The sequence below is a fragment of the Undibacterium sp. YM2 genome (genome assembly GCF_009937975.1).
GTDB lineage: Bacteria > Pseudomonadota > Gammaproteobacteria > Burkholderiales > Burkholderiaceae_D > Undibacterium.
On sequence record NZ_AP018442.1, the window covers coordinates 150,511 to 175,363 of the forward strand.

Below are 24,853 nucleotides of genomic sequence, written 5' to 3' on the forward strand. Positions count from 1 at the left end.
TCGTAAAGGCCATGCGGCACGTTTTGCAGGTTGAAGATGGCGCGGATGTGGGTGGCATCAAGCACTTGCCAGCGGTCTGGCTGCAATTCAAATACACCAGGGCGTGAGAGCTTGACCAGGGCACCGGCCTTGAACTGGGCACCCTGGATATCCATGGTGACCCAGCGGTGACCATCGTCACCGCTACCGCCGATATCAGGGGTGATGCCGGTGATGGCCAAAGGCATGAGGTCAGCACGAACCATGACCGGCGTGGCGGCCGGGGACTGGCGGCCACGAATGAGGACGTAGTAATCCCCTGCCTTGGTATCAGCGATGATGGCTTGCTGGTCTGGTGAAGTGGCAATATCGTAGGCGGCATCGTAGTTATAACCACTAGGGATATCGCCATAGCGGATAAAGACTTCATTGGCACCGCTGGTGGCGGCAGAGTCAAGCAGCACACGCAGGGTCTGGTGGGCCGCCACGCTGACTTTGAACAATTGCGATTGTCCGGTAGACAGGGTGGTGTTGAATGGCGTTGCCAATGTCAGTGAAGGCACGGTGATATTGAGCGTACCGCCAGCAGCATTGAGGTTATTGAGTTTGCCCTGTGGCAGGTGAATGCCATTGGCGTCATAACTGGTGGTGCCTTCAAAGACCTGGTTGTAAATATCAGGACGGACGACGACATGCCAGGCACCGTCTTTCAAAGGCGGCAGTGTAGCAGTCAGTTTGCCGGAATAGGCAGCACGGCCTGCCAGGTCACCACTATGATCCACTTTGCCGAGCAGGATGTCACCGACATCCCACTGGTTGTCTGAAGACAGGTAGATGGCATCAGTCCAGTTGCCAAAGGCGGGGTTGTCTGAGGCGTTTTCTATGGTGTAGCTGATTTCCACACTGGCACCGACCTGGCCTGCCGTTGGTACGGTCACACTGGAGAGTACCAGGTCGGCCGGTGGTGGTGTGACGATCAGCAGAGGTACGTCACTGGCGGTGACATTGTTTTCTTTGTTGCTTTCAAAAACTTTGCCGCCGTAACCGGAGCCCATGACTTTGTCTGGATCGGTAACGACGAAGACGTAGTAGGAGCCGCTCATATCGGCCGGGGCCTTGAAGCTCATGGAGGCATCATACCTGGCACCTGCCGGCAACCCGGTGTTGTGATCAACATAGCCGAGGAACTTGTCGTTCTTGAGGTCAAGATTGCGGTCTTTGGACAGGTAGATGAGGTCGCGCCACTGGCTTTGATCTGCCGGGGTTTTACCACCCTGGTTCAGAACCTGGTATTTGACGCTGAATTCCTGACCTGCATTGACGGACTCAGGAATCTCAACCTTGCTGACCACCAGGTCAGGTGGCGTTGCCAGGGAAATAGGCAAGGCGATGCTGGCGACGTTGTTGCCATCATCCTTGAATTCATTGACGGCACCACTTGCGCCGAAGTTCGACTGCAGGACATCCAGATTAGCGCGTATGCTGCTGACAGGCTGGTACTCTTTATCAACGAAGCTCTTGGTAATTTCCGTATCTGTCTTGACGATCAGGCGGAAGTTGCCACTGATGGAGGTAGGCAGGACGAAGGTTGCGGATTGGGTATAGGACTCGCCTTTTTGCAGATAGCGTGGTTCGCCTTTTTCATCGAGCAGACTGACCACGGCGACGCGCAGGCCGCTCTCTATCGGATTGCCCCGGTCTACCAGCGGCGTATCCGTATCATCAAGCCCGTCGTCACGCGAGAGGTAAATGCCATCCAGCCACTGTGCGACACGGGTGGCGCGGCCACCCTGGTTTTTGACTGTCCAGGTGACGGTAATTTCATCGCCAGACTGAGGGTTAGGCTTGGACAGCTTGATTTCTTCGACATGCAGGTCAGGTTCCTTGTAGTGGATGTTCAGGGAGCCCTGGCCTATGTTGTTCTTGTTGTTGATACCCTCAAATACGGAAGTGTCGTAAATGATAGCCCGCGCAGAAGTATTGTCTGTCGGGTAGCCTGTGAATCGCTCTACCGCTGCAGCGGAATTGGTGGCCGTCATTTCTTGCTCTGCCTGCAAACCACTCTCGTTGTAGCGGTGACCGGCATCAGTGATGACGTAAATATAGTATTTACCATCGACACCAGGCGGCAGGGCCAGATTGGCGGTGGTGGTGTAACTCTGACCTGCACCCAGCGGATTCGTATTTTGATGAACAACTGAGCCTATCAGTGAGCTGTAGCGCGGATCAAACGTGGGCTCAGTGCTGATGAAGATATTATCCAGCCATGCCTTGGTGCCGCTCCAGACGGCGGCACCTTTATTGGTGACCGTCCAAGTGATGGGTGTCAGTTCGCCTGAATCATTGTCTGCCTGTGTGCTGATGGCAGTGACTTGCAGATCAGCCGGGGCATTGCTGATCGTGCCTGCTTTGCTGAGCGTGTTATTGCTACGGTCAAATTCCTGGACATAATCAAGATTGGCGGTGGTGTTGGTTTCAACTACCACGTAGGCACCGGACACCGATGGTGCCAGGCGCACGGTATCACTGACGGTGTATTGTTCACCATTGCCGAGACTGCGTTTTTGCAGGTAATCACCGAGCAGCCATTTGACCTTGGCCTTGCTGAGGTCGGCATTGTCGGACAGCCAGACGCGGTCTGCCCAGGTGTCATCGATGGACGAGGCAAGGCTCTTCACCGTGTAGGTGAAGTTGAAATCGGTCCCTGCCACAATATCCGGGGAGAACTTGAGATCGGTGACGGTCAGGTCGGGTTTGGTGACACCCAACACGGTGATGGGTCGTGCCTTGTAGTTGTCACTCAAGGGCGTTGACGGGTCATCAGGGTTGATATTGCCAGCCAGGGTATCTTGCGGGATGACATTGTAGGTGTCAGTCCAGACGGTGATATTGTATTCACCAGACACGACATCGTCGGGGATCTTGACTGTCATGTGGCCAAGGTAGTCGTCATTGACTCCCAGAAGACCGTTATGGGCGAACTGCCCCAGCAAGATGTCACCTTTGACGGGGGAAGGCTTGCCTTTGCTCCTGGTCAGCCAGACGGTGTCTGTCCAGCCGGTGATGGTACTGTTTTCTCCCTGAGCAGCGGCCTCACCCTTGTTGCTGACCTTGTAGTCAACATCAATGGTGGCACCATAACTCGCCTGTGATGGCGCCACCACGTTGCTGGTCACCAGATCAGCAAACGGTACGGGGTCGATATGGATTTTCTTGACGCTGATGTTGTTGATTTCATTCGGGTATTCTTCGATCTTGTTATCAACATCCGTCGCTACGATGATGTAGGCGTCACCACGATAGCGCAATGGTATGGTGAAGTTGGCTATCTGGCTGGAATAAGAATCGCCGGTAATCAGGGCAGCGGCATTGTCGATACGGCCCAGCAGTATGGAGTTGGCGTTGATTGCGCCATCGAGTGACAGATAGACGGCATCGGTCCATCGCCCTGAGGTTGGCAGGCCGCCTGTATTGGTCACGGTGAAACTGACGCCGGCGCTATTGCCGGATTTCAGGGTGCCGATGACATTGATCTGCCCCACATGCAGATCAGGACGAGGTGTCAGTTCGACTTCCACCTGCCCGCCAGACAAGCTGGTATTGTTAGTACGCGCACTGCCGAATTCATAAATCTGGTCATTGCTGCTGACCTGCCTGAACATCTGGCTATTGGTGGTGACACGGACACGATAAGCGCCTTCTATGCGCTGTGGCAGGCGGATTTCTTCTTTTCTGGTGTAGCTGATACCCGATTCCAGACCATGGGTGTAATTGAAGTTACCCAGCAGGATGGCCGGGCCATCACCAGTGACGGGAACCAGTTCTACCGTATCCACCCAGACACCGGCTGCACCGCCCTGTCCGAGGTTTTTAACGGTCCAGCTGATCTGGGTAGCCGATCCTTCCTGTGCTTTTGGATCTACGCTGATATCGCTCACTGCCAGGTCGGGTGACCTGCTTAACTGTACGGGAACAGCGACTGATGTACCGGTATTGTCGTCGGTATGGATAAATTCAAACGGTCCTTCGGTATGCACGTTGACATAGAAGTTGCCTTCCAGGCCATCGGGGATATTGACGTCCAGCTTGCGGGTATAGCTGCCGTCAATACCGAGTTGACCCAGGTGTTTCGAGCGCGCCAGATCATAGCGTGTACCGCTGCCATCGGGGTTGCTGCTTAACCAGACGGTATCCTGCCATTCGCCACTGTCGGTCACGGCAACGCCGCGATTGGCAACGGTCCAGCTGATGCTGAGTGGACGGCCGCTGTAGGCCGGCGCCGAGGTGGTCACTGCTTCCACACGCAAATCTGCGTACAGCTTGGGCATGACATCAAGGCTGATGTCTGATTTGCGGACGTTGTTGCTCTCCAGGGAGTTTTCCCACACCTTGGCATCTTTGTCGGTTTTGACAAAAATGGTGCCATGACGGCTCATGCCATCAGGAAATTGATAAGTCACGCTGCCAGTGTAGCTGTCACCAAGGGCCAGGCCACCCTCGTGTTCCACGGTACCTAGGACAAGGTCGTCATTATTACCAAAGATATCATCCGCGGAATACACAACGACATCAGTCCAGGAACCTGTCCTTCCGGCACCGGTGCCCTGATTGGTCACAGTGTAGTTGATGGTGACAGAAGCTGGGTTGGCAACCACCAGGGGAACATGGCTGATGGACTGTACACTCAGGTCGGCATAGGCATCCAGATCAACATGGATGCCGGTATCACTCTGGTTATTGGCGTTATTGCCGCCCTCGTTGACCTGTGCGTTGGCATTGGTGACCACGATCAGGCGATAGTCGCCATTGCTGTCAATCGGCAGGCGTACACGCAGGCTGCCGTTGGCGCTGCCCCCTGCCGTGATCAGGGCGTAGTTGAAGTCACCAAGCTTGATATCATCGGCGTCAAGCTGACCATCACGTGAGAGGTAGACACTGTCGCGTACATTGGCAGCATCTGCCCTGCCCTGGTTGCGGGTAATCCAGGCTATGCTGACCTCTTCACCACCTTTTAAATTACCGCTGACATTGAGGCTGTCCGCCATCAGATCAGGGCTCACCACGGTGATGCTGGTGTGACCTATGTTGTCTGTTTCATTGAGTTCGCTGACATAGTTTCCTGCGTCAGCGATGACTTCCAGACGCCATTCACCCACAGGCATGTTGACGATGTTGACATCAAGCTGTCCGCTATAGGAGTCACCCGCAGCGACTTGCCTGGACGTGCCTGCCGGCCCCGCCAGGTAAATGACCTGCGCCGGATTGGCGATATTCACCAGACGGAACTGCTCTTGTGTCCAGGATGCCAGAGGTGCATTACCGACGTTGTCAATGGTGTAGGTCAGTTGAACAGTATTGCCCACTTTCCATTGCGGCACAGTCGTGATCTTGCTGACCTTCAGGTCAGGTTTGGGTTGGGCCAGGACGGTAACGGGAGTGCTGTCAGAGATATTGTTGTCGCTATGGCCAAGCTCATAGGCATTGCCAAAGGCATCGGTTTTGATGAAGAAGTAATAGTTACCTGTCAGGCTTTCTGGCAAGCTGAAATCCAGCGTACTGGTATAGTCATCATGAATCCCCAGCGCACCCACGTGGGTGACGGAGCCCAGCGAGATGGCATCGCTTCCCATGACCGGGGTCGCAGAGAGGTAGACCTGATCCACCCAGCGTGAGACATCGGTTGCCAGATTGCCCTGGTTGCTGACTTTCCATTCTATGCGTGCAGTGGTGCCGACATGAATTTCTGTCGGCGCCTTGAGGATGACAGGTTGCAAATCCGTATAGGTAGGTGCAACGCTGATGATGTCGGACAGACGGAGATTGTCGGCCCGGGTATCTGGCTCTGCAATGACACGGTTGACATCGGCAATGACTGCGAAACGGTAGTTGCCGGACATACGCGCCGGAATATGCACGGTGGCAGACTGGGTGTAGCTGCCTTTGGCATTGAGTGCTGCTGTACGTTTTACATTGGCCAGCACGATCTCGCCCGTATTGCCAGCACTGCCATCGCCTGTGAGTATAATACGGTCTATCCAGTTACCAGCGGCGGCAGCATCACCCTCATTGCTGACTGTCCAGGTAATCAGGACGTCAGCACCAGAACTGACGCTGGCAGGAACCAGTAAATTGTTGACCTTGAGATTGGCATAGCTATGTTGCGTGATGCTGATCTGTGCGTTTGCGGTATTGTTGGTCTCGGCATCGCCGGCGACATTGGTTTCAAATATGCTGCCAGCACCCGAGGTGTTGCTGTCTGCAATGACGGTGACATCAAATGTGCCGCTACCTGCCAGGCCAACAGGCAGGTTCAGTTTGACTGAACGGGTACGGCTGCCGCCAGCCGCCAGGGACAGGCCTGCGTCAGCGGGGAAGCTCACGGCAGTATCCATCAGAACAGCACCTTGCGTGCCATCAGCATTGTGCTGACGGACGATGACGCGATCCTGATAAGCTGCCGGGGCAGCTACGCTGCCTGTATTGACGTCTTCCCAGACGATGGTGACAGTATCACCATCATGGGCGTCAGTTTCCAGCAAACCGATGTGGCGGGCCTGCAGATCCGGGCCAGCGACAACCGGCAATTCCTTCACGTTATCGAACTTCAGGGAACCGGTCGCATCGTATTCAGCAATCTGATTGGCGGTGTCGATAGTGACGCGCAGGCGGAAACGGCCAATCGCATTGATGCCATTAGGCCAGATGATTTCGGCAGAGCGGGCAACGGCAGTGGCGCTGGCAATGTCCTGGGCATCAAAGCTCTTGAGGACATCAGCAACCACGGCACCCGTGGTCAGGTTGATTAACTCGACGCGCTCGTTCCAGTTGCCTTTGGCTGCAGCTGTACCGGCATTGGCGGTATTCCATTGTATCTGCACATGGTCGCCAGCCTGCCAGTTGGTGGCCGGGTTCATGTTCAGGTCCTTGACCTGCAGGTTAGGGTAAGCTGCGAGCTCACTGCTGAACCGGGCGATAGCCAGATCATTCTGTGCCGCATTGCCAGTCTCTACCTGCGCATTGTCAGCATTGGTCTCAATGGTGATTTCAAGCTCACCGGCACCAGAAGGCCCGGCTGGCAGGCGCACTCTGGCACTTCTGGCAATTGCACCACCCGCTTGTAACTGACCGTTGCCAGCAGCGGATTCCAGATAGGGAACATCTGCCTGCAGGACGATATTGTGGGTCAGCGCATTGCGGATGACCAGGTGTTCAGTGAAGTTACCAACCGTCGCTTTATTGCCCAGGTTTTTTGTGAGCCAGTTAATCGTGATTTCATTACCGGATTGCAGAGACTCACCAGCATGGGCTGCCGCCACGCTGACATTCTGCACCTGCAAATCAATTCCTTCTATACCTGTACCAAGCTCTATGGTGCGTGGATCGGTTTTAGGATTGACATACACGGCCAGGGTATAAGGAACAGGGTCGTCGTTACGGTCCTGGTCTTCAATTTCTATGGTGTATCTGCCAGAAACACTGGCCACCAGCTCGGTGTCGGCCAGGTCATTGTTGGCGACCATGCGTCCATAAGGATCAATCAGGCGGATATTGGCAGTATAGTTGTAACGCCATGCTCCTTTAACGGCATCGTAGGCATAATTGCGCGGCAGCAGGTTCTGGAAGGCGACATACAGACGGTCTCCGGCCTTGGCATCGATGCTGTACATCTGCATTTCGCCAGAAGGTGGCAAGCTCGCTTCTACTACCCGGGCATTCGCCAGCGGTGTAGCCATCGCCAGGTCGCGCAAACTGAAACCGAAATTGCTGCTACTGTCACGTGTGTCGGAAATTGTAACCGTGTAGCGCCCTGGCTGTAAGGTCAGGATGTTGGAATAGTAGCTATTGCTGTCAGAAACAGGCAGGTTTTGTGATGCAAGCACGCCATCAGAATACGAGCCAAGAATGCTGAAACTGACATTATTGCCCGTGATATTGTTGAGGCGGTCGAATTGTATGGTTTTCGCTTCAGTGAGCGTCAGGGTGTAGCTGTGGCTTGGGGTAGCGGGATTCAAGACGCCTGTCACCACCTGCCCTAACTGCAGGGATTCGGCCAAGGCATCCTGTACATGGCTGATCTGGAAGTTGATGCTGCTATCTGCGGTGTTACCGTAGAAACCTGAGTTATCCAGCAACAGCAGATATACTGGTTCTGTCTTGCTGATCTCAAACGCTGGCGAATCAATACCTGCACTGCTGCCCTGTTGCAGCACCTGTCCAAACTGGTTCACCAGACGCCATTGGCGTGTGGCGTAATTGCCTGTACCTGAGATACTGTTGAAGCGCAGATGCTCACCAGCATGAACGTCCAACTGGTAAGCGCTTGCAGAGTAGCTGTTCAGCGGTACAGCGACCACCTGATCCAATGGCAAACCTGGTAACTGATTGCCGTCAAGCTGGCGCAAGCTGAAGTCATAAGCACCGGCACCATATGTTTGCGCGATGCTGAGTGTATACCTGCCCGCTTTCAGATAATGCGCCTGTCCATAGGCATCATCTCCAAAGGAGACACCATTGGCATCGGTGATACGTGCCGTCTGGTAGTAAAACGCATTGCCTTCAGGTTTGATATTCCGGTCGAGGTACCACAGCCCTGCTTCGCTCAATTCAAAAGAGAAATTCGCAGGTGTATTGGCATCGACTGTGCCACTGGCAGCAAACACCGAGGTGACTGGTTCCAGCGTCTCTGTCTGGCCAATAATCGCTGTAATACTGAACGCATTGCTGGTGACATTGCTCAGGCTATCGCGTTCTATCTTGAGCAGATAGGCCCCACCCTTGACAACGGTCATGCTGGTATTGCCACTGGCCGGGTTCCAGTCGTTCAACACGCTGCCATCGCTGGCAATAATTTGCAGATGACCTTGACCTGACCAGTTTTGCGCAGATAATTGCAGTTGATCTCCACTGGCGATCTTGAGTGACCATAGAGACAGGCTGTCATTACCGTCAGGCAGGCTGAGCACTTGTGGCACACCTGCATTCCTGTCGAGACTTTGCTGCGCCGGCACTTGTCTTGCAGTGAACTGGACATTGCCGTCTGCACCATCGACCTTGCCAATCACGCGAACGGAATAATCCCCTGCATTGAGGTAGGCGTCCAGCCTGCCATGACCCTGGCTATCAAGCACGGCAGATTTCATGATGCTACCATCGGGCCCGATTATGTCAATAGCAACGCCGCCAGACGGTGCCTTGATGTCGGCCAGTTCAACCCAACCAGCCGCATCCTGATGGAAACGATAATTCGCCTGGTCCCGGCGGGTAGCAACAGCCAAGGAAGTCTCGCTATTCCAGACCAGGTCAGCAGAGATGCTGGCAGGTTGCCTGAGATTGAACTCTATATGTTGTGCAGTGTTGGCATCACTGCCTTGTTTGGCGACCAGATAAGCTGCACCGATGTCAGGGGCGACGAAATCAACGGACTCGCCATAGGTACGGGCATCGCTGATGATTTTGCGGCCAAACTGATCTACTACATCATAAATAAAATAGCCATCGTAAGAACCCGGGATCCTGAAATCCAGATTGTATTTCTGCCCTGCCACCGTATTGAGCCTGAACACGCCAAGCTGACGCCCGGCACCCAGTTCACCAGTCATCTTGCCGGGAGTCCCTTCGCCTGTAGCGGCGTCTGTCAGGGATAACAGGCGGAAACGGTAATCTGAAGTCCTGGCACCTGGGGCACTGACATCTATCGTATAGTGCCCTGCTGGTACAACCTGGGTAGTGTATGCCCCATTGTTACTTAAACTGATATTGAACAGCTTGCCCTGGGCACCATTGAATGAGAGCTCAGCATTACCTCCCAGGGTATCGAGCAGGATGGTCGTGTCATGCTCGAGATTCAGTTCATAGTGATTGATGTCGCCAGGCTTGGCAATCGCGGCACTGACCTGATCACCTTGCTTGATGGCAAGACTGGTCTCGCTGTAATTACCAACATAGATGGTGCTGTTTCTTACCGCATTATCGCTATCGTAGATACCCGAGAGAACAAACAGGTAATCGCCATCTTCCGGCAAGGTGAATCTGGTCGATGCATCACTACCGTAATACTCGGTCCCGTTGACCAGGGATTTTCCCTGCGCATTGAAGATTTCCCAACGCTGGCCGTAGCTGCCATCGGTCAGGCGACGGGTGTCTATCAGGAGTTTTTGCCCGGCACTGCCATGCAGGCGCATTGCGGTAGATTGATTACCCTGCTCGACTGTCACGGGCAGGGTGCTGTCAAGTGCCATTTCGGGCAAGGCGGCAAGGAGTGTGGTGGCAATACGGATACTGCCTGGTGCATCCTGGTTCGGTGCAATTTGCAAACGATAGTTGCCTGCCTCCAGCAGGTAAGCACCCTTTTGCATGACAGTAGTGCTATTACCTGTTGCAAAAACAGTGGCTGCGATATCGCTTCTTTGCAGGCTGAGATTATAGGCACCACCGCTGATATCAAACCAGACCATGGTTGCTTCGCTCAGACTGAAGCTGTAATCCTGCCTGTCTGCGGGTATGTTCAGGGAAGTCGTCAGTACACTGCCCAGTGAATAATTTTCTTGTTGAGTTTTACCTTCGGCCAGCTTGAAATCGACACTGCCATTTAGGGCATAGGCATACATGTGTACGCTGTAGGTGTCGTCTGCTGCGGCCTGGAATGCGATGCCTGTCTGAGGCGCCAGATTGGGGGGCTGGATATAATGGCTGACTGTGCCACTGGAAACAGTTTGTCCCCTGGAATTGAGTACGGTGTAGACAAGCTGCGTACCATATTGGAATGGTGAGACGGCATCTATCCAGTAAGTTTTACCGGCAGTACCGGCGATACTGATCACCTGGTCCGGATTGCCCTTATCCCAGTTGATGGTTTGTGTTTCCCCGAGAGCCAGGTTTGTCGTGTTTTCCAGGAGTTGGGTGCTGAAGGAGAAATCAGCCGGCCAACTGGAAGCATAACCGTTATTGCTCACCCGCAAAGTATATTGCCCGGCACGCAGACTGTAAGCGTACTGGCCATTATAGTTTGCGTTGGCATTGAGGTTATTGACTGGATAACCAGATCCATCAAGCAGGCTATAACTGCTATTGCTACCCAGATTCGACAGGCTGAACTCGGCCGCTGTAGCAAGTGTGAAGGTATAGTCGATACTTTGATAGTCTTTGACGAACTGGCTCTGGATGACCTGGCCAAACGGTAATGGTAATGCCGTACCAGTAGCCTGACTGACCTGGAAATGCAATGCAGTGCCACCCAGGGTGTCAAAGGTATTGCGCGCCACTTGCAGGAGATAGCGCCCGCTGTGACCTGGTACAAACGACTGTGGCCGGTTGTTGGCAGGATCGCCTTCCAGTACCAGATTGCCGCTTGCATCATACAAACGGTAATGATTGCCTGACGCTGCACCTGCCAGCCCCAGCAGCACCGTTTCGTTATTGGCGCTCAGGTTCAGGGAGAACAGGGCATATTGCTGATCCGCTGCCATCTCTACGGCGACACTGGCACCAGGTGTAATCTGTTGTACCTGCTGTTCATGGACAACAGTAAAACGCGCATTACCTGTGCCATTGGCCAGGCTGAGTTGATAATGCCCCGCCGTCAGCCATTGGACCGGCGCTTTCCAGCTACCTGCACGCCAGTTATCATTTTGATTGCCGGCAAATTGTTGCGCGATATGGCCCTGGGTTTCTACGCCACGCGGCCCGCTCAGCGACCAGTCCTGGTAATTTCCATCTTGCCATTCCAGCGTGACCCAGCCATCCGTGGCCAGATCGAAATCGAAGCGGGGTGCGGAGGATGCCTGCCAGTTTTGTGGAGCATCGACGGCGATTGCTTTCCCTGCCGGGCCTGACTCTGTATTGCTTGCAGACGACAGCAGAAGCGCCGCATGTTCACCTGTATTGGCAGTACGCAGGACCTTGACGTAAAAATCACCATTGACCTGCATGGCCTTGCCAACACTGTATGGCTTTGACCCACTGTACAAATAATTGACCGCACCAATCTGATCAAAGAAGTTGATGGCAGTGACGTAAAAATCCGCCGACGGGATATAACTGCTCCCATCTTTGCTGATACCCGCCAGTACGTCATTTCCTGCTGCCACCGGCAAGCGATACCAGGCGACCTCTCCTACCTGCATCTGCTGCAGATCAATGCCTGTTCCGCTGTTGACGGCAGCCATACTGGTCAACGGTGTCAGGCGGATAGTGGCATGTGCCGCCAGATCAGCCGTGTTATTGAGTACCAGGGTATACGTCCCTTTTTCCAGGAACACAGGATTGTCTGACCTGGGGCCGTTGCTCAACAAATCATACAAATCCAGCTTGACTCCGTTGCTGCCAGATAATCTGGCACTGATGCCGTAATTTTGCGCCAGGGTTGATATGAGCCATGGACCACTTTGGGCAATATCAAAGGTGTATGTCTGTGTCTGACCGGGATTGAAGACTGCATCAATATTGTTGGTCTGGTCTGCCAGCAGATTGACCACGACAGCAGGAATCACATTTTGTGGCACGGGACCGGCATTGATGCTGAGATCAACAGCAGGGCCGGTATTTGACACTCTGATCAGGTAACGCCCGGTTTTTTCAATGTGGGCAGTCGCCGGACCATACTGTCCTCCGGCGATGGAGTTACCTTCGATACTGAAGAGTTCATAACGCACATTACCATTGGCTGGTTCAAACGCCGCCTGCCAGTGATCACCTGCATTCAAATCCTGGTAAAACAGAGTATCAGTCTGATTGGCATTAAGGTGCAAAGGCGTGGACACACGCGCTGGCAAGGCTGAACTGGCATGCAGTGAGGTCACCCGGAAACGGTCTATCTTTGCGCTATATTGTTGTATCCGGACTTCGTAGTCACCAGCAGGTACACGATAAGCACCATTTGGCTGGGCCAGGTATTGCCCATCCACACCTGTCAGGCTGATGCTGTAATAATCATCTGCAGTCGGGGGAGTCTGACTCTCGAGTTCCAGAACAATCAGGCCATCTTCAGGCACGGTGAGATTATAGATGCTACTGTAGCGGCCATTCACGTCATCAATGTCCGGTACGGTCCATTGACCGGTTTGTACGCGTCCCTGAGGCTGTAATGTCGAATCCAGTGCCGTTACCTGGGCATTGGCAGTCAACGATGCAGCCGGGCTGGCATCAGCATTTTTTGTGATGGCAATAAAGGCGGGGCCAGTAACATTGCTTTGCGTGATCGTGAGCCTTTGATCGCCCGTGACTTCATCAAATTCAGAGATAGTATTGAGGTACTGCCCCAGGCGGTCGTAGGCCTGCACTGCGTAGGCATGTTGACCATCAGCAGAATGAATGCGTAATGTGATCTTGTCCGAAGGTGTCGCATTGACCTCCAGCAGGTTGATCTGCGCTGCACTCAGGCTGGTATCAGTGTTGTCGGCAAGTACCAGGGTTTCCGCTTTTGACAGACTCAGGTCAAAGTCAAAGAAACCACCGATGCCTGGCTGATCTGGCATTCCACCCGTATTTTGTATGAGCAACTGGTGTTTTCCGGCACTCAGATAAACTGGTGTCGCGTTTTGTGAATACCTGCCGGATGCCTTGCCGGAATTGACGCTATTGATATCCGTTGGGTCCAGCGCCCAGATGCCCTGCTGCCCTTCAGCCTTGGCGTTGAGGTCGCTGACTGTCCACCAGCCATCGTGTTCTATCGTAAAATCGATCAGGCGGCTTCGACCGCCACCAAGCGCGGGGACAGGTACGGTCACTGCCGCCCCTTCGGCGAGCAGACCTGCTTCTGTTTTGGCTATGGAGGCAGAAGAGCTGATACGGAAATCGACATTTTGTGCAGCACTCAGGTCTGCAGGATTTCTGTACACAAGGATGTAAGCGCTTTGTTCTGTGCTGACCGACCAGCTTTGCTTCTTCAATCCATAAGTGAAACCACTATCAAGACGATGCCCGTAACTATCGAATACCTCATATCCCAAAAAGCCGTCACTCACCAGACTGTCTAATTCATAATCTTTACCAGCCTGAGCATCGAAGCGATATAAAGCAGCACCTTGATTAGCTGCCAGCGCACCTGTCGTGACTTGATCCGGCAGAGCTTGAATCGCAGACTGGACGGTTTTTACAGTAAATGCGTAGTCTTCGACGGCAAAGCGACCGAAACTGACTTTATAGTGACCTGCTGGGGCCCATCCCAGGCAGACAGGAGCGCCGTTGGTTCCTGGTGTCGGAACGTATAGACTAAAACTCTGTAAGGTACCGGTCACTTCAACATCATTAACACCACCGAATGGATAATCAAAAAACAACAAACCATCCTGAGCCAGGTCAAAACTATAGGTGGCCTTGCTTTGCGGTGCCGCACTGACGATTACTGTCTGCCCCAGATTAATAGGTGTGCCCAGCGCTGGTGTTGCTACGTTTGCCAGCGTACGTAAGGTGGTGAATTGAACACTGCCCGGCCCGGCTGTAGCGCGAGTAACACGAATGTAGATATCACCCTGCGCTGCCGCTTGTTCAAACTGTCCTGTTGCGCTGACGCTGCTATAACGGCTGCGTCCAAATTGGTCAAAGACCTGGACATTGAATTCGCCATTTTGGGCGTTGAGGTTATAGTCAAAGCGGTCTTGTGACGCAGATGCTGCGCGTAAGAGAACGGATTCGCCCACTGCCAGCTCCGGCAGGCTCAGGGCCTGCGCATCTGTCAGGGCAACTGCATTGCTCAGTGCGCTTGCATGCAGGGCATATGCGCCAACATTTTTACCTGCACTCACTGTCAGTTGATAATCGCCAGCGCTGAGGTAGGCTGCAACGCCGCCCGCAGCTTGTGTCTTATTGAGATCACGGGCTGTCAATACAACGCCATTCGGGCCAACCAGCTCCCACTGGGTATTGAGCAAATTGGTCGCCGTCTCGAATACCCAGGTACCAGCCTCGGTGACATGGAAGTTATTTTTAATAACTTGTCCGGCTGCGGTGACGTCGCCCTTGATTTCACTCACGCCATTGGCGGCCAGTTCGCCACTGTTGATGGCTTGGGCAGCCCATGTCTGCATATGCATGCTGCCTGTGAATCCTGCACCATTGGTCAAAGCACCGCCCAACCACAAGTAGTAATCACCACTTTGTAGCAAGCCAAGGTTAACATAGCTGTTATTGCCGAGTTCGCCTTGCTGGAGTACATGACCGGCACGGTCAGTTACCTGATACTGGCCGAGCACGTCACTTCTGTCAAATTGGGGGCTGATACTCAAGTTGGTCTTATCATCTGCATGGAAGAGATAGACATTGTCTTCATGCCCCGAAGCAGAGCCTATGGCGACGGTCTGCCCGTCAATGAGGGTCACAGGTGCAGATTCAGCAATGGCCAACATGCGGAAGTCGAGTGCACCAGGATTGTTGTCGCTACCAGAGAATTCCAGACGGTAACGCCCCGCAAGTACATTGACAGGAGCAAGACGGGTTTCATTCACACTGCCAGCGTTGCCGCTGGCAAGTACTTGTCCTTTCGTATTGAGCAAACGCCAGTTGATATTCGTCGCGTAGGATAGCTGGTCCCATTTCAACCAGGATGGCTGGCTTACATCAAAGTCATAGCTGGCAGCAGCTCCTGGTGTGGCTAACTCAACATGGTAAGCCTGGGCAAAACTTGCTGGAGTATTGACAGGTGTCTGTCTGAACATGGTAAAGGCATAGGGCACGGCAGCGCTACTGCCTGGTGTTGCCGCTTCTATGCTGACCCAGTACTTGCCAGGTTTGGCAGCAATCAGGGCACCACTATCAGTCCATGATGCACCGCTGCCGAGAAGCGATGCATCTGGTCCAAAAATGCGCCAGTTCCAGTTATTACCGGACGTAGCAGCACCGTGACTGAAGTACAGACGGTCTCCGGCCTGGGCTTCGATTGCATAGAGTTGCGCCTGGTTGGCTGTCTGCAGATTATCGGTAACTTCGGTGTTTTCTGGCAAAGTAATAGCAGCACTTTCGCCCAGCAAACGGAAGTTATAGTTACCCGTCTTGCCTTGCTGGGCACTCACAGTCAGGTGGTAAGTACCGGCATTCAATTCGAGAAACGGATCTGTGCTATCACCCATATTTCTGTTCGGGAACAGGGTAGTGACGCCATTGTCGAGTTTCCACTGGATTTTATCGCCTTGTACACCATCAAAAAAGAAGCGTGAGCGTTCCTTGACGACGAACTGGTAATTGTCTTGTTCACCAGGCTGGGCAATACTGCCCTGGATATCCTGCACACCGGGCAGTACCTCTTCCGCTTCACCGCCGATGCCGGCAGTATTTGCCAGAAAGGCAGTGACGAGATGGCCGTCATTACCGTAAATCTGGGTCGTTTGCTCTCCTGCTGCGACAGTGAGGCTCAGACGCATGGCGCCTTGATCATGCTGATTGACAGTGCTGATTTGTGGGCCTTCTGTCACGCTGAGCAAGCGTCCCTGTTCATCGTGGGCATAAGTTATTTGCAAGGCGCTGGCAAGCTCGACTTTGGACAGTAAAAGGCCATCCTGGTCGTAGACATAGCGTGTTTCTGCCTGCCCATCAGCGACACCGCTAAAACCGGTATCGGCATTGACCTTGAGATAGTGAATGACGCTGGCCAATTGTCCATGGGCGTCATAGCTGAGGTCGGTGCGCAGAATATCTGTACGGTATGCTGACTGGCTTTCTGTCTCTTTGAGATGGGCGCGTTCCAGCACCAGACTCTCAATGGCATCGGCAGTTTCATCACCGCTCAAACTGGCAGCATCGATGGTAGTGGCGGCAAAAGTCAGGGCGCTGGTACGTTGGTCTTGTGCATTGTAGCGATATTCGGTGACCTGCCCTTGTGCATCGATGATAAAACGGAGCAATTCACCGCGGCCTGAGGAGGCAGCAACATAGTAGTAACGTGTGGTACTGTCTTTGCCATTTGCGGCAGGATCAAGGTCATCGGCATTCAGGTGTATGGTTTCGCTACGCAACTGCCCGAGACTGTCATAGGTTCGTGTCCGGGTATTGCCATCTGTATCGCGACCTGAGGTTTGTCTGCCTTCGGTGTCATATTGCATTTCGCTGAGCAAACCATTGTCACCAATGACCTTGCGTAAATTGCCCTGATCGTCGTATTGAAGTTCAGTATGCGTAGTGCCCTGGTCTTGCAAAGGCTGGTCTATGGCAACGAGCTTGCCGTCAGTACGGTAGCTCAATACGGTATTGTGATGCTGACTGTCTTCGACAGTGGTAACTCCATTGCCAAAATCGTAGACAAAACGGGTCACTTGCTGTTGGCCGTCTTCAATTTGTGTGAGGCGGTATTCTCCACCGATTTCCTGGTAGGTGAAGCTAAGTTGGGTACCATCATTTTGATCAATGCTGGCCAGGCGTTTGCTGTCGCCATCATAGGTGTAGCGAGTGGTATAGGTGCTGCCAGCAACCCCGCCATTACCGGCTGTACTCAGGCTCACTGCGGACAGGCGGTTTTGCGCATCGTAGGTGTAATGAACGCTGTTTTGTTCCTGCCACTGTCCTGCAACATCCAGAGCATGTGTCTGGATGTTGCTGAGATTATTGCCATCGTAGTGGTAGCTGGTGGAAACACCATTATCTGAAATGGCTTTGGCAAGCAAGCCCTTGCTGTCGTATTCATAGCTGATGCGGTACGCAAGCGGGTCTATGGTGGCAAGCAGGCGGCCACTGCCGGCATCATAGGATTCAGAGAGGCAGTTACCTTGCTGGCTCCACAGTAATTGCCCGCCATCAATAGTGATTTCACTGGCATGCCCACCCTCTCTTTGGCCTGTGTATTTCTGGAGCGTGTCGTTCCAGGAGAAACTGGTACGGGCACCATCGGCTTCGGTCCTGATGATGCTGCTGCCTGCCTTACCCAATTGTCCAACAACATCAAGGCGTTTGGCATAAAAGCCCACCAGCCAGTTATCGCCATTGTCGTCGGTGAATTTGCCGCTGCTGTTGTAGGTACGCAGCGCGCCAAGATCGAGCCCATGGTCAAATAATTGCAAGTCCTGATTTTGTACAACCAGATTGCCACTCTTGCCATTGACGTAGATGCGCTGGCCATTACTCCCCACCACAGACTGGTTCAGCCGGCTCTTTTGTCCCAGACCTGTGAATACATTGAGATTTGCGCCTAAACCTTGTCCATTGACTATCGCTACCATTTTTAACTATCCTTTATTGTCTGGGAATACCGCCCTGCCTCATGCTTGCTATAAAAGCAAACTACGAGATCAAGACGCATCGACTGCACTTATTTCTAACTGAACAATGCATCCACGGATTTGTGAAAAGGTTTAGCCTTATTGCGATTAATTCTCAAAAAAATAAAATTTTTAAATATCCATTTATATAAAAAAACATAGATAGATAAATCAACAATGAAATTAGGGTGCATTCACATATTTTTTTGCATTGAATTGCAACTGTAGCAACATTGCTTTTTTTGTATGGATCCGCTGCTGCCGCCGCGCTATAGCCCTGTTCGGTTGCAAAATCCTTGTATGGCGAATTTAGGAGTGTTTGGTTTCTTATCTCGATATTCTTCTGGATCCATTTGCGCGTTTTGCGATCGCGTCGTCTTATGCCTTCTGATCCTTCACGAAGTCTGCGCGATAGATATCGGATGGGGATGCCGGAACAACGGGCATTGGATCCGGATTAAAAACAAGGTCCGACGCAAGAATATTTGGGCCGGCAGTTGGGTTTCTGGAGGCGGTGAATGCCTGGAGATTTTTGGGATCATAAACTCGAACACTCGAGGTCTGAACGTTAGACGATACTGCGGCAGCCAGGCTGAACAACAATATCAGTTTAGACAATTTTATTTTTTATCCTGAAGTACCATGCTTGTACAAAAAAAATTGGTAACGGCTTAGGCGCGACAAATAGAGCAAAAACGCAACACAGAAAAATTCGACCTGATGATCAGTGTCGAAGTTGGAAAATTTAGTGGAATGAGCTACAAACTTTTCCAACACAGCTCACCGCGTCGGAGTTGGAAAAATTGGTTGGTATGGGGAATTTGCAATGGGACAAGCGACATTTGCCCAGCTTATTAGCCTAAGGACGTTAAGGACCCGATGTGAACGGAATCGAGTGGAAATTCACTGGCTATTCACGCCAAACCGCAGGTAGCCATATGATCTGAGGAACTATTCAGGAAGGGAACTTTGAGAGTGTGAATCAGCCCTAACACATGACTGGCTCGAAAAACGCTGAGAAGATGGACTTTCGTGATAAAAATGCCCCGTATTTACGGGGCATTTGCTGTGAAATTTTTTTATTAATGTTTGACCTTAACTTTTTTTGTCAACACTATCCAGTTTCGCAAATTCGGCTCGAATGCCCTTTATTGCTCCGACAAGCGGTGCAAAATAAAGACGAGGGGTTTCTTTCGCTGCAATCTTGATCTGTTGCAAAACACGATTTAGAGTCATTTCCATATATCCTTGACAAAAGCCTTTGTCGATTGAGCTAAATGTACCATAAAAGCAAAAACGTCTACTGCAAAGATCGCACAGTTACCCGACGTAAAGCAAAAACAATAGGTTCATCTACCAGTGTGGTTGGTAATGGGTCTGGCGCAAGGTAATTTCCAGCCCGGATTCTTCGAGAGTGCCGCGTACCTCATGGCAGTCGTCCTTGAGGTGTTCTGGTACTTCTGGCAGGTTGACTTTGGCAAGGAGGCCAAGTGCCTTATCGATGACAGTGAGTGCGATCGTAACGTCATCGACAGAGACACGCTTGCCAAAATTGCAGTAGTAAGCTGACATGACGTTTGGTCGATTTTGTCTCTTGTTTTCACTCAGGCCCAAGAGTATTGTACGGAGGCCGAATGCCAATTCCATGCGTAGTATGATTCCTAGGCGGCGCTTTTGGGCGTTCGAGCTGCGGCTTCCACGCGCATTAAATGTGCATTTGCCTTGCCCACGTAGGTGAGCTAACTTTTATTGTTTTTGGCTTCGCTTGTTTCTTGCGAATCCAATAATGAATTAACGATTTTACATGTCTTAGCTGAAGGTCAGCTGGCTCCTGTAGCTTAAAACCCAGTTCCGTAAGTTGCTTGAAGCTGGCTTCCAACGACTCTTTGTGCTCAGTGAATGCTCTTTCTGACGCGACGCGGCCATTTTGGCGGGCTCCTGCGTTTGCGTGAATTATTTCGAGTAATTTATCTTTCGTCAATTTTTTTCTCAAGCTCTCGAAAAGTGTTTCGTTTTTTGCTTACGCGCCCTGGTGGTTACTCAGGTGCTAGGCGTTCACATTTGTGGTGGCCATGGCGGGCATCCTTAAATACGCTGAATTGGTTCCGAGCTGCCAAATGCCTGAACTTCGAAACCCCATAGGAATCACTTCCTACGGTCGCTTCCCCAATACTCTGGGAAGACCTGGGACTTGTCGTGTCCCATGCGTCACGTTTCTAACCATTGTCTTACTGGCGGGTAGCCATGGTCACGTGAGGACCGGCATTTTATGTATCCAGCCTTGAGCTAGACGCTGTTACACACCGGTTGGCGAGCTCAGCGCTCATTCCTTCCGACATCCGGGGGCAATCCCATAGCAGCTATTATTCAAATGCCTGTGTGTTTTCTGTTTGGAGCCTGGCAGAAAGTACCAGCGATTTTTGTGATTTACAGCGTACGATTTTGGTGCGGTAAATTTTGTGTTTCTGTGGTGTTTCTGTATTTGATAACCGGCGCAAAGCCACTTCAGCGTTGTACTCTAGATGTACTCTGTGTTTGCCCGATATTTAATTTCTGTAGAAAAAAAAGCGCGATTTGCGTAAGCAATTCTGTTCAATAAAATCTATTTTTTTGAGTAGAAAAGATCATTTCCTATGGATAGTGCCTGATATTCAGGCGTAGTGATCTTTGAGTCATTGGACTCTCCATTGCATGGCATTGGGGAGTCAATTTGATTAGGAGTTTGTAGGTTCTTGAAGTGCCGGGTGCCGACGACGCTATTGGACAGTGTTTTGACTCTCAATGCAAGCACTTTGACTGAAAAAGTGGCGCACTTTTCTCACGCCTCCAAATTGTTCGCTATTTTCATAGGTTAATGGGTAATGGGCCGTACTCCGCTAGGCTATCGTTACGACAGAGTACGACAAAGTACGACGTTCTACGACAACTTGAATATTCGGGTTGTGCTGGTCATTCTCTCAAGTGGTCATTTTTAAACTATTGCATTCGTTAAAGGTGAAGGATCGATGAATATCCAGGAAATAGGTAATTTCCAAGACGATGAACGTTCGAAAATTTCGCTTATCGAAACTATGTACGAGGACATTCAACGCCTAAAAAAGTAGGCTCAGCTATCGAACTCTGGCCGAGCGAATTACAGCTGGTGGACTTGAAGTTTCGGAACAGGCGCAGACCTCAATGCTGGGCCGAATAAAAAGGAAGAAACTATCTTCTGCTGTTGTGTCTGGAGCTCGTCTGGTACCCAAGGCGTCAAGCAATTTGGGAGTTGCTCCGCTGAGTCCACTGCAAACTCGGTAGCACTCGATGGAGCGGGGGAATGAAACAAGACTTTATATTCAAAAAAAGTTTTACGCCACTTCTGTGATCGTTGTTGCAATTATTTCTTTCGTTTTGGGCGTTCTGATTGGAACAGGAACACTCTTTCACTCGTATTCTTGCGCTGAGCCAGGCCCAGTAAACCTCCCGAATATCGGCCAAAATCGCTAGCCGAATCTATCCTAAATCGAAACTAAAGTATCTATTATCATGGAATAGATATTTTAGTTTCATTTATTTTGGAGGAGTGACTTGCAATACAATGAAATCAAACTATCATTACAACATTAATAGATACTTTGATTTCAAATATATGCGTAATCTAGCCGAAGTAGCCAAGTTCTTAAAATTGAGCCAAGAGCGCAATAAAATTTCTCAGAAGACAATCCTCGAGAATACAGGCCTGACCTCCCCAACCATCCGGGGACTGATGTCTGGTGAAAAAGACTCAAAGCTCACGACCTTGATGGCTGTTGCTGATGAGCTTGGTCTTGAATTGATTTTAGTACCTAAGGGAGTCAGCGGTTTGCTGCAAGGTGGGCTCGCAGCGGATACGTCCGACAAGACTCCCCGCGTCAGATCGCTTATTGATTCAGCACTCGACCGAAAAGGAGAATAGGTCATGAATTTCAGTGCCCTGGACATCTTTATTGGTACGACAAAGGCTGGAGTTCTCTTCAGGTATGGCGATATTATCCGTTTCAGCGTGGATCCTGACTACGCCAACGATCCAGACAGGCCTGTCATCTCACTGTCCTACAAGGCTGAAGACCCGGCTCAAGGCGCGGCTTTCTTGCTCAATCCTATGAATCCGGAATTGAATTCAACCGGCGGCGGCCGACTACCAAATTTCTTTCAAAATTTGCTGCCGGAAGGGGTTCTAAAAAAACACATCGCCGAATTACGTAAGTGTTCAGAGGACGACTATTTCGAACTTTTGGCAGCTTGCGGAGGAGATTTGCCAGGAAATGTCTACGCCCGACCATCATTAATAGACAGAAATTTCACTGCTCGGTATGTTACTCAGCGACAGGATGCCCTGGAAGAGAGCGTAGTTGAAGAGCCGCTAGAGGATGGCGTGTCGATTTCAGGAATGCAGCCGAAGCTGGCCCTGGTCCTAGAGGACGGCAGATATGTTGCCAGGCAGCGCCATGAAGGTGCGCACATAATAGGAAAACTACCCACAACGCAATTCTCCCTACTCCCCGAAGTCGAGCATTTGTCTCTTCAGCTGGCGGCTGCAGCTGGCGTAAGAGTTTGCGAGGCAAGCCTGGTCAGCCTTGATCTCATACTTGCAGAGCATAATTACGTCATTGGCAATACCAGGAATTTCTTGGCAGTAAAAAGATTTGACCGTGACCAGCCTGGTCGACTTCACGCTGAAGATTTTGCGCAAATTTTGAACGTTGGTCCGTTGGACAAATACCGAGGAGGTAGTTACGCTGATATTGCCAACGTAATGCTACTGATCGATGGACTAGGCGAGCCGGCAGTTTTGGAGTTAATTCGCAGAATTACTGTAAGCGAGTTGCTTGGTAACTATGACTTTCATCTAAAAAATATCGGTGTATTGCACATGCCCGACGGCAGCGTTACCCTTTCTCCTGCCTATGATATCGTCGCGTACAGTGTGTACATGAACGGTAGTGGCCATGCCCTCCCGTTCGCCAGCGGCCAAAAGAAAAAGCAGATTTTGGAACCAACAGCGATACGCGCCTTCGCAAACGCCGTCAGTGTTCCCGAAGCCAAACTAAAGAATGAAGTAAAAAAAGTTTGTATTGCTGCGGCCGAGAGTTGGAATGCCATGATCGATGCCAGCGAAATTCTTGAAAGTCAGAAGGTTGCACTGAAAACTTATGTTGCAAGCCGACCAGTGATGAAGAGTTACTTACTTCGACTGGCAAAGCCCAAGTCCGTAGCACATGAACCAATACAATGATTTATATTCAAGTAACTACCGATCTAAATTAAGTTTCCATGACTTCAACTTAGGCTAGATCGGACTGCCGGATCATATCGAAACTACCACATATAAGTTGATTAAACTATTAAAACAACCTCGCTTCCCTCGCTTTGATAGTCGGCATGCAAGATAGTTGCTCATGATAAATTTTTAGTGAGCCTGTCTTTCTCAACCAGGTACAAGTATTTTTGTGCCGATGCTTGTTTTTTAAGCCCCAAAAACTGGCCGACCAGCTCAACCGAGGCATTTTCCTTTTGTAGCTCACGAAATGCGTAAGAGTTGCGCAATGTCCTGCCACCACTATGGGTTGTTTCAATGCCAGCGCGCTCAAAAGTGGCAGTAACTTGCCTGTAAAGGGTGGCTTTGTTCAGAGGTTTAAGGTCTTTCAGTGATGCTGGGAACAAGAGCCTGGTAGCCAGGCGCAACTGTTTTCGTTCCAAGACCCAGTCCATCACGATATCTACCGCGAAAGGACGCAGTTGCGTCCTGTGATCTGCGCCATTCCCATCTACAGACGCTTGAGAGATAGTTATCGGGACAGATCCATTGATGTCGATCTCTCCTACATTTTCAATATAAAGACTGACCACCTCAGAAACCTTTAGACCGGCTCCAAGCATGATCGCTTGCATGGCCCTGTCTCTACGCTTCTTCCAACCTTGCGTGCACTCAGGGCCCCTGTATGGGCTTGCAGCGGGCAAATTTTTTATGAACTGAGCTTGTTGCACCAGGTCCAGTGCTACTTTTGATTTATCCCTCCCAGTTGACGCGCTGTTGAATAACTCGATCGTAGCAATAGTCGCAGGATTAGGCTGCACTTCTATATAGGCATAAACCCGCTCGAATAGTCTCAAATATCGCACCCGAATAAGACTCAATGGTTTGGTGTTCCTCTCTCCTTTTGTAGCCTCTCCCCTATCAAGAAACCGCACAATGTCCCCTGGAGTTACAGCTCGCAGCGGTTTCCCGTCCAGATAACGAATGAATTTACCAAACATGGAGATATAGACATTCGTAGCTGATGCGCGCATAGGCCGCGCGCTTTCACAAGAAGATCCTAGCAGAGCTTTTGGGCGACGCCCCAATGTTACAAACGCCTCTGTTCTGACAAAAGCCTGGAATGCCTCTAGCGGAGCCAAGTCCCAATTTTCAGGCGTATCAAAAATATCCATATCAAATGCAATTAACGAGTTAGTTTTAACTGATAATAAAACCAGCATACAACAAAATAGCCGGATGCAACAACTCAAGTTTTTACAGTCTTATAGAAGGTTAAAAGACAAACGACTAATCCGTTAATTGCATTTTTAGATATCTTTACAATGTAACTTGCCCGATACTAAATTGCCACTCCTACAGGGATATGAAATAGGTCCTTCTTGCTATTAGAGTAAAAGAATGAATAACGCTCTTATTT

6 protein-coding genes (1 of these 6 cut by a window edge) are annotated in these 24,853 nt (G+C 51.2%); 2 read left to right on the forward strand and 4 right to left on the reverse strand.

What is annotated here, in order from left to right:
- The 3 genes from UNDYM_RS30190 to UNDYM_RS30195 all read right to left on the reverse strand — a co-directional run.
- Positions 1-18,119 carry the 5' end (the start) of a tandem-95 repeat protein gene (locus tag UNDYM_RS30190; protein WP_162044930.1) on the reverse strand. The gene continues 20,728 nt to the left of window position 1, outside the view, so the window shows 18,119 of its 38,847 coding nt (coding positions 1-18,119); it begins with the start codon at positions 18,117-18,119; the stop codon falls past the left edge of the window.
- Positions 18,120-19,253: 1,134 nt separating this feature from the next.
- On the reverse strand, positions 19,254-19,394 hold the full coding sequence (locus UNDYM_RS30285; RefSeq protein WP_174245009.1) for a hypothetical protein: 141 nt from the start codon (positions 19,392-19,394) through the stop codon (positions 19,254-19,256).
- 117 nt (positions 19,395-19,511) lie between these two features.
- Positions 19,512-19,730, reverse strand: coding sequence for a hypothetical protein (locus tag UNDYM_RS30195; RefSeq protein WP_162044931.1), 219 nt, complete (start codon positions 19,728-19,730; stop codon positions 19,512-19,514).
- A gap of 2,005 nt (positions 19,731-21,735) precedes the next feature.
- Between UNDYM_RS30195 and UNDYM_RS30205 the strand changes: the two genes are divergently transcribed.
- Both UNDYM_RS30205 and UNDYM_RS30210 read left to right on the forward strand, forming a co-directional pair.
- Complete coding sequence (locus UNDYM_RS30205; RefSeq protein WP_162044933.1) at positions 21,736-22,092, forward strand: hypothetical protein; 357 nt, start codon at positions 21,736-21,738, stop codon at positions 22,090-22,092.
- Positions 22,093-22,095: 3 nt separating this feature from the next.
- Positions 22,096-23,412 carry a type II toxin-antitoxin system HipA family toxin gene (locus UNDYM_RS30210; RefSeq protein ID WP_162044934.1) on the forward strand — a complete coding sequence of 439 codons (1,317 nt, stop codon included), beginning with the start codon at positions 22,096-22,098 and terminating at the stop codon, positions 23,410-23,412.
- 161 nt (positions 23,413-23,573) lie between these two features.
- Here the strand turns inward: UNDYM_RS30210 and UNDYM_RS30215 are convergent, their stop codons facing one another.
- Positions 23,574-24,656, reverse strand: coding sequence for a site-specific integrase (locus UNDYM_RS30215; RefSeq protein WP_162044935.1), 1,083 nt, complete (start codon positions 24,654-24,656; stop codon positions 23,574-23,576).
- Positions 24,657-24,853: the final 197 nt, after the last annotated feature.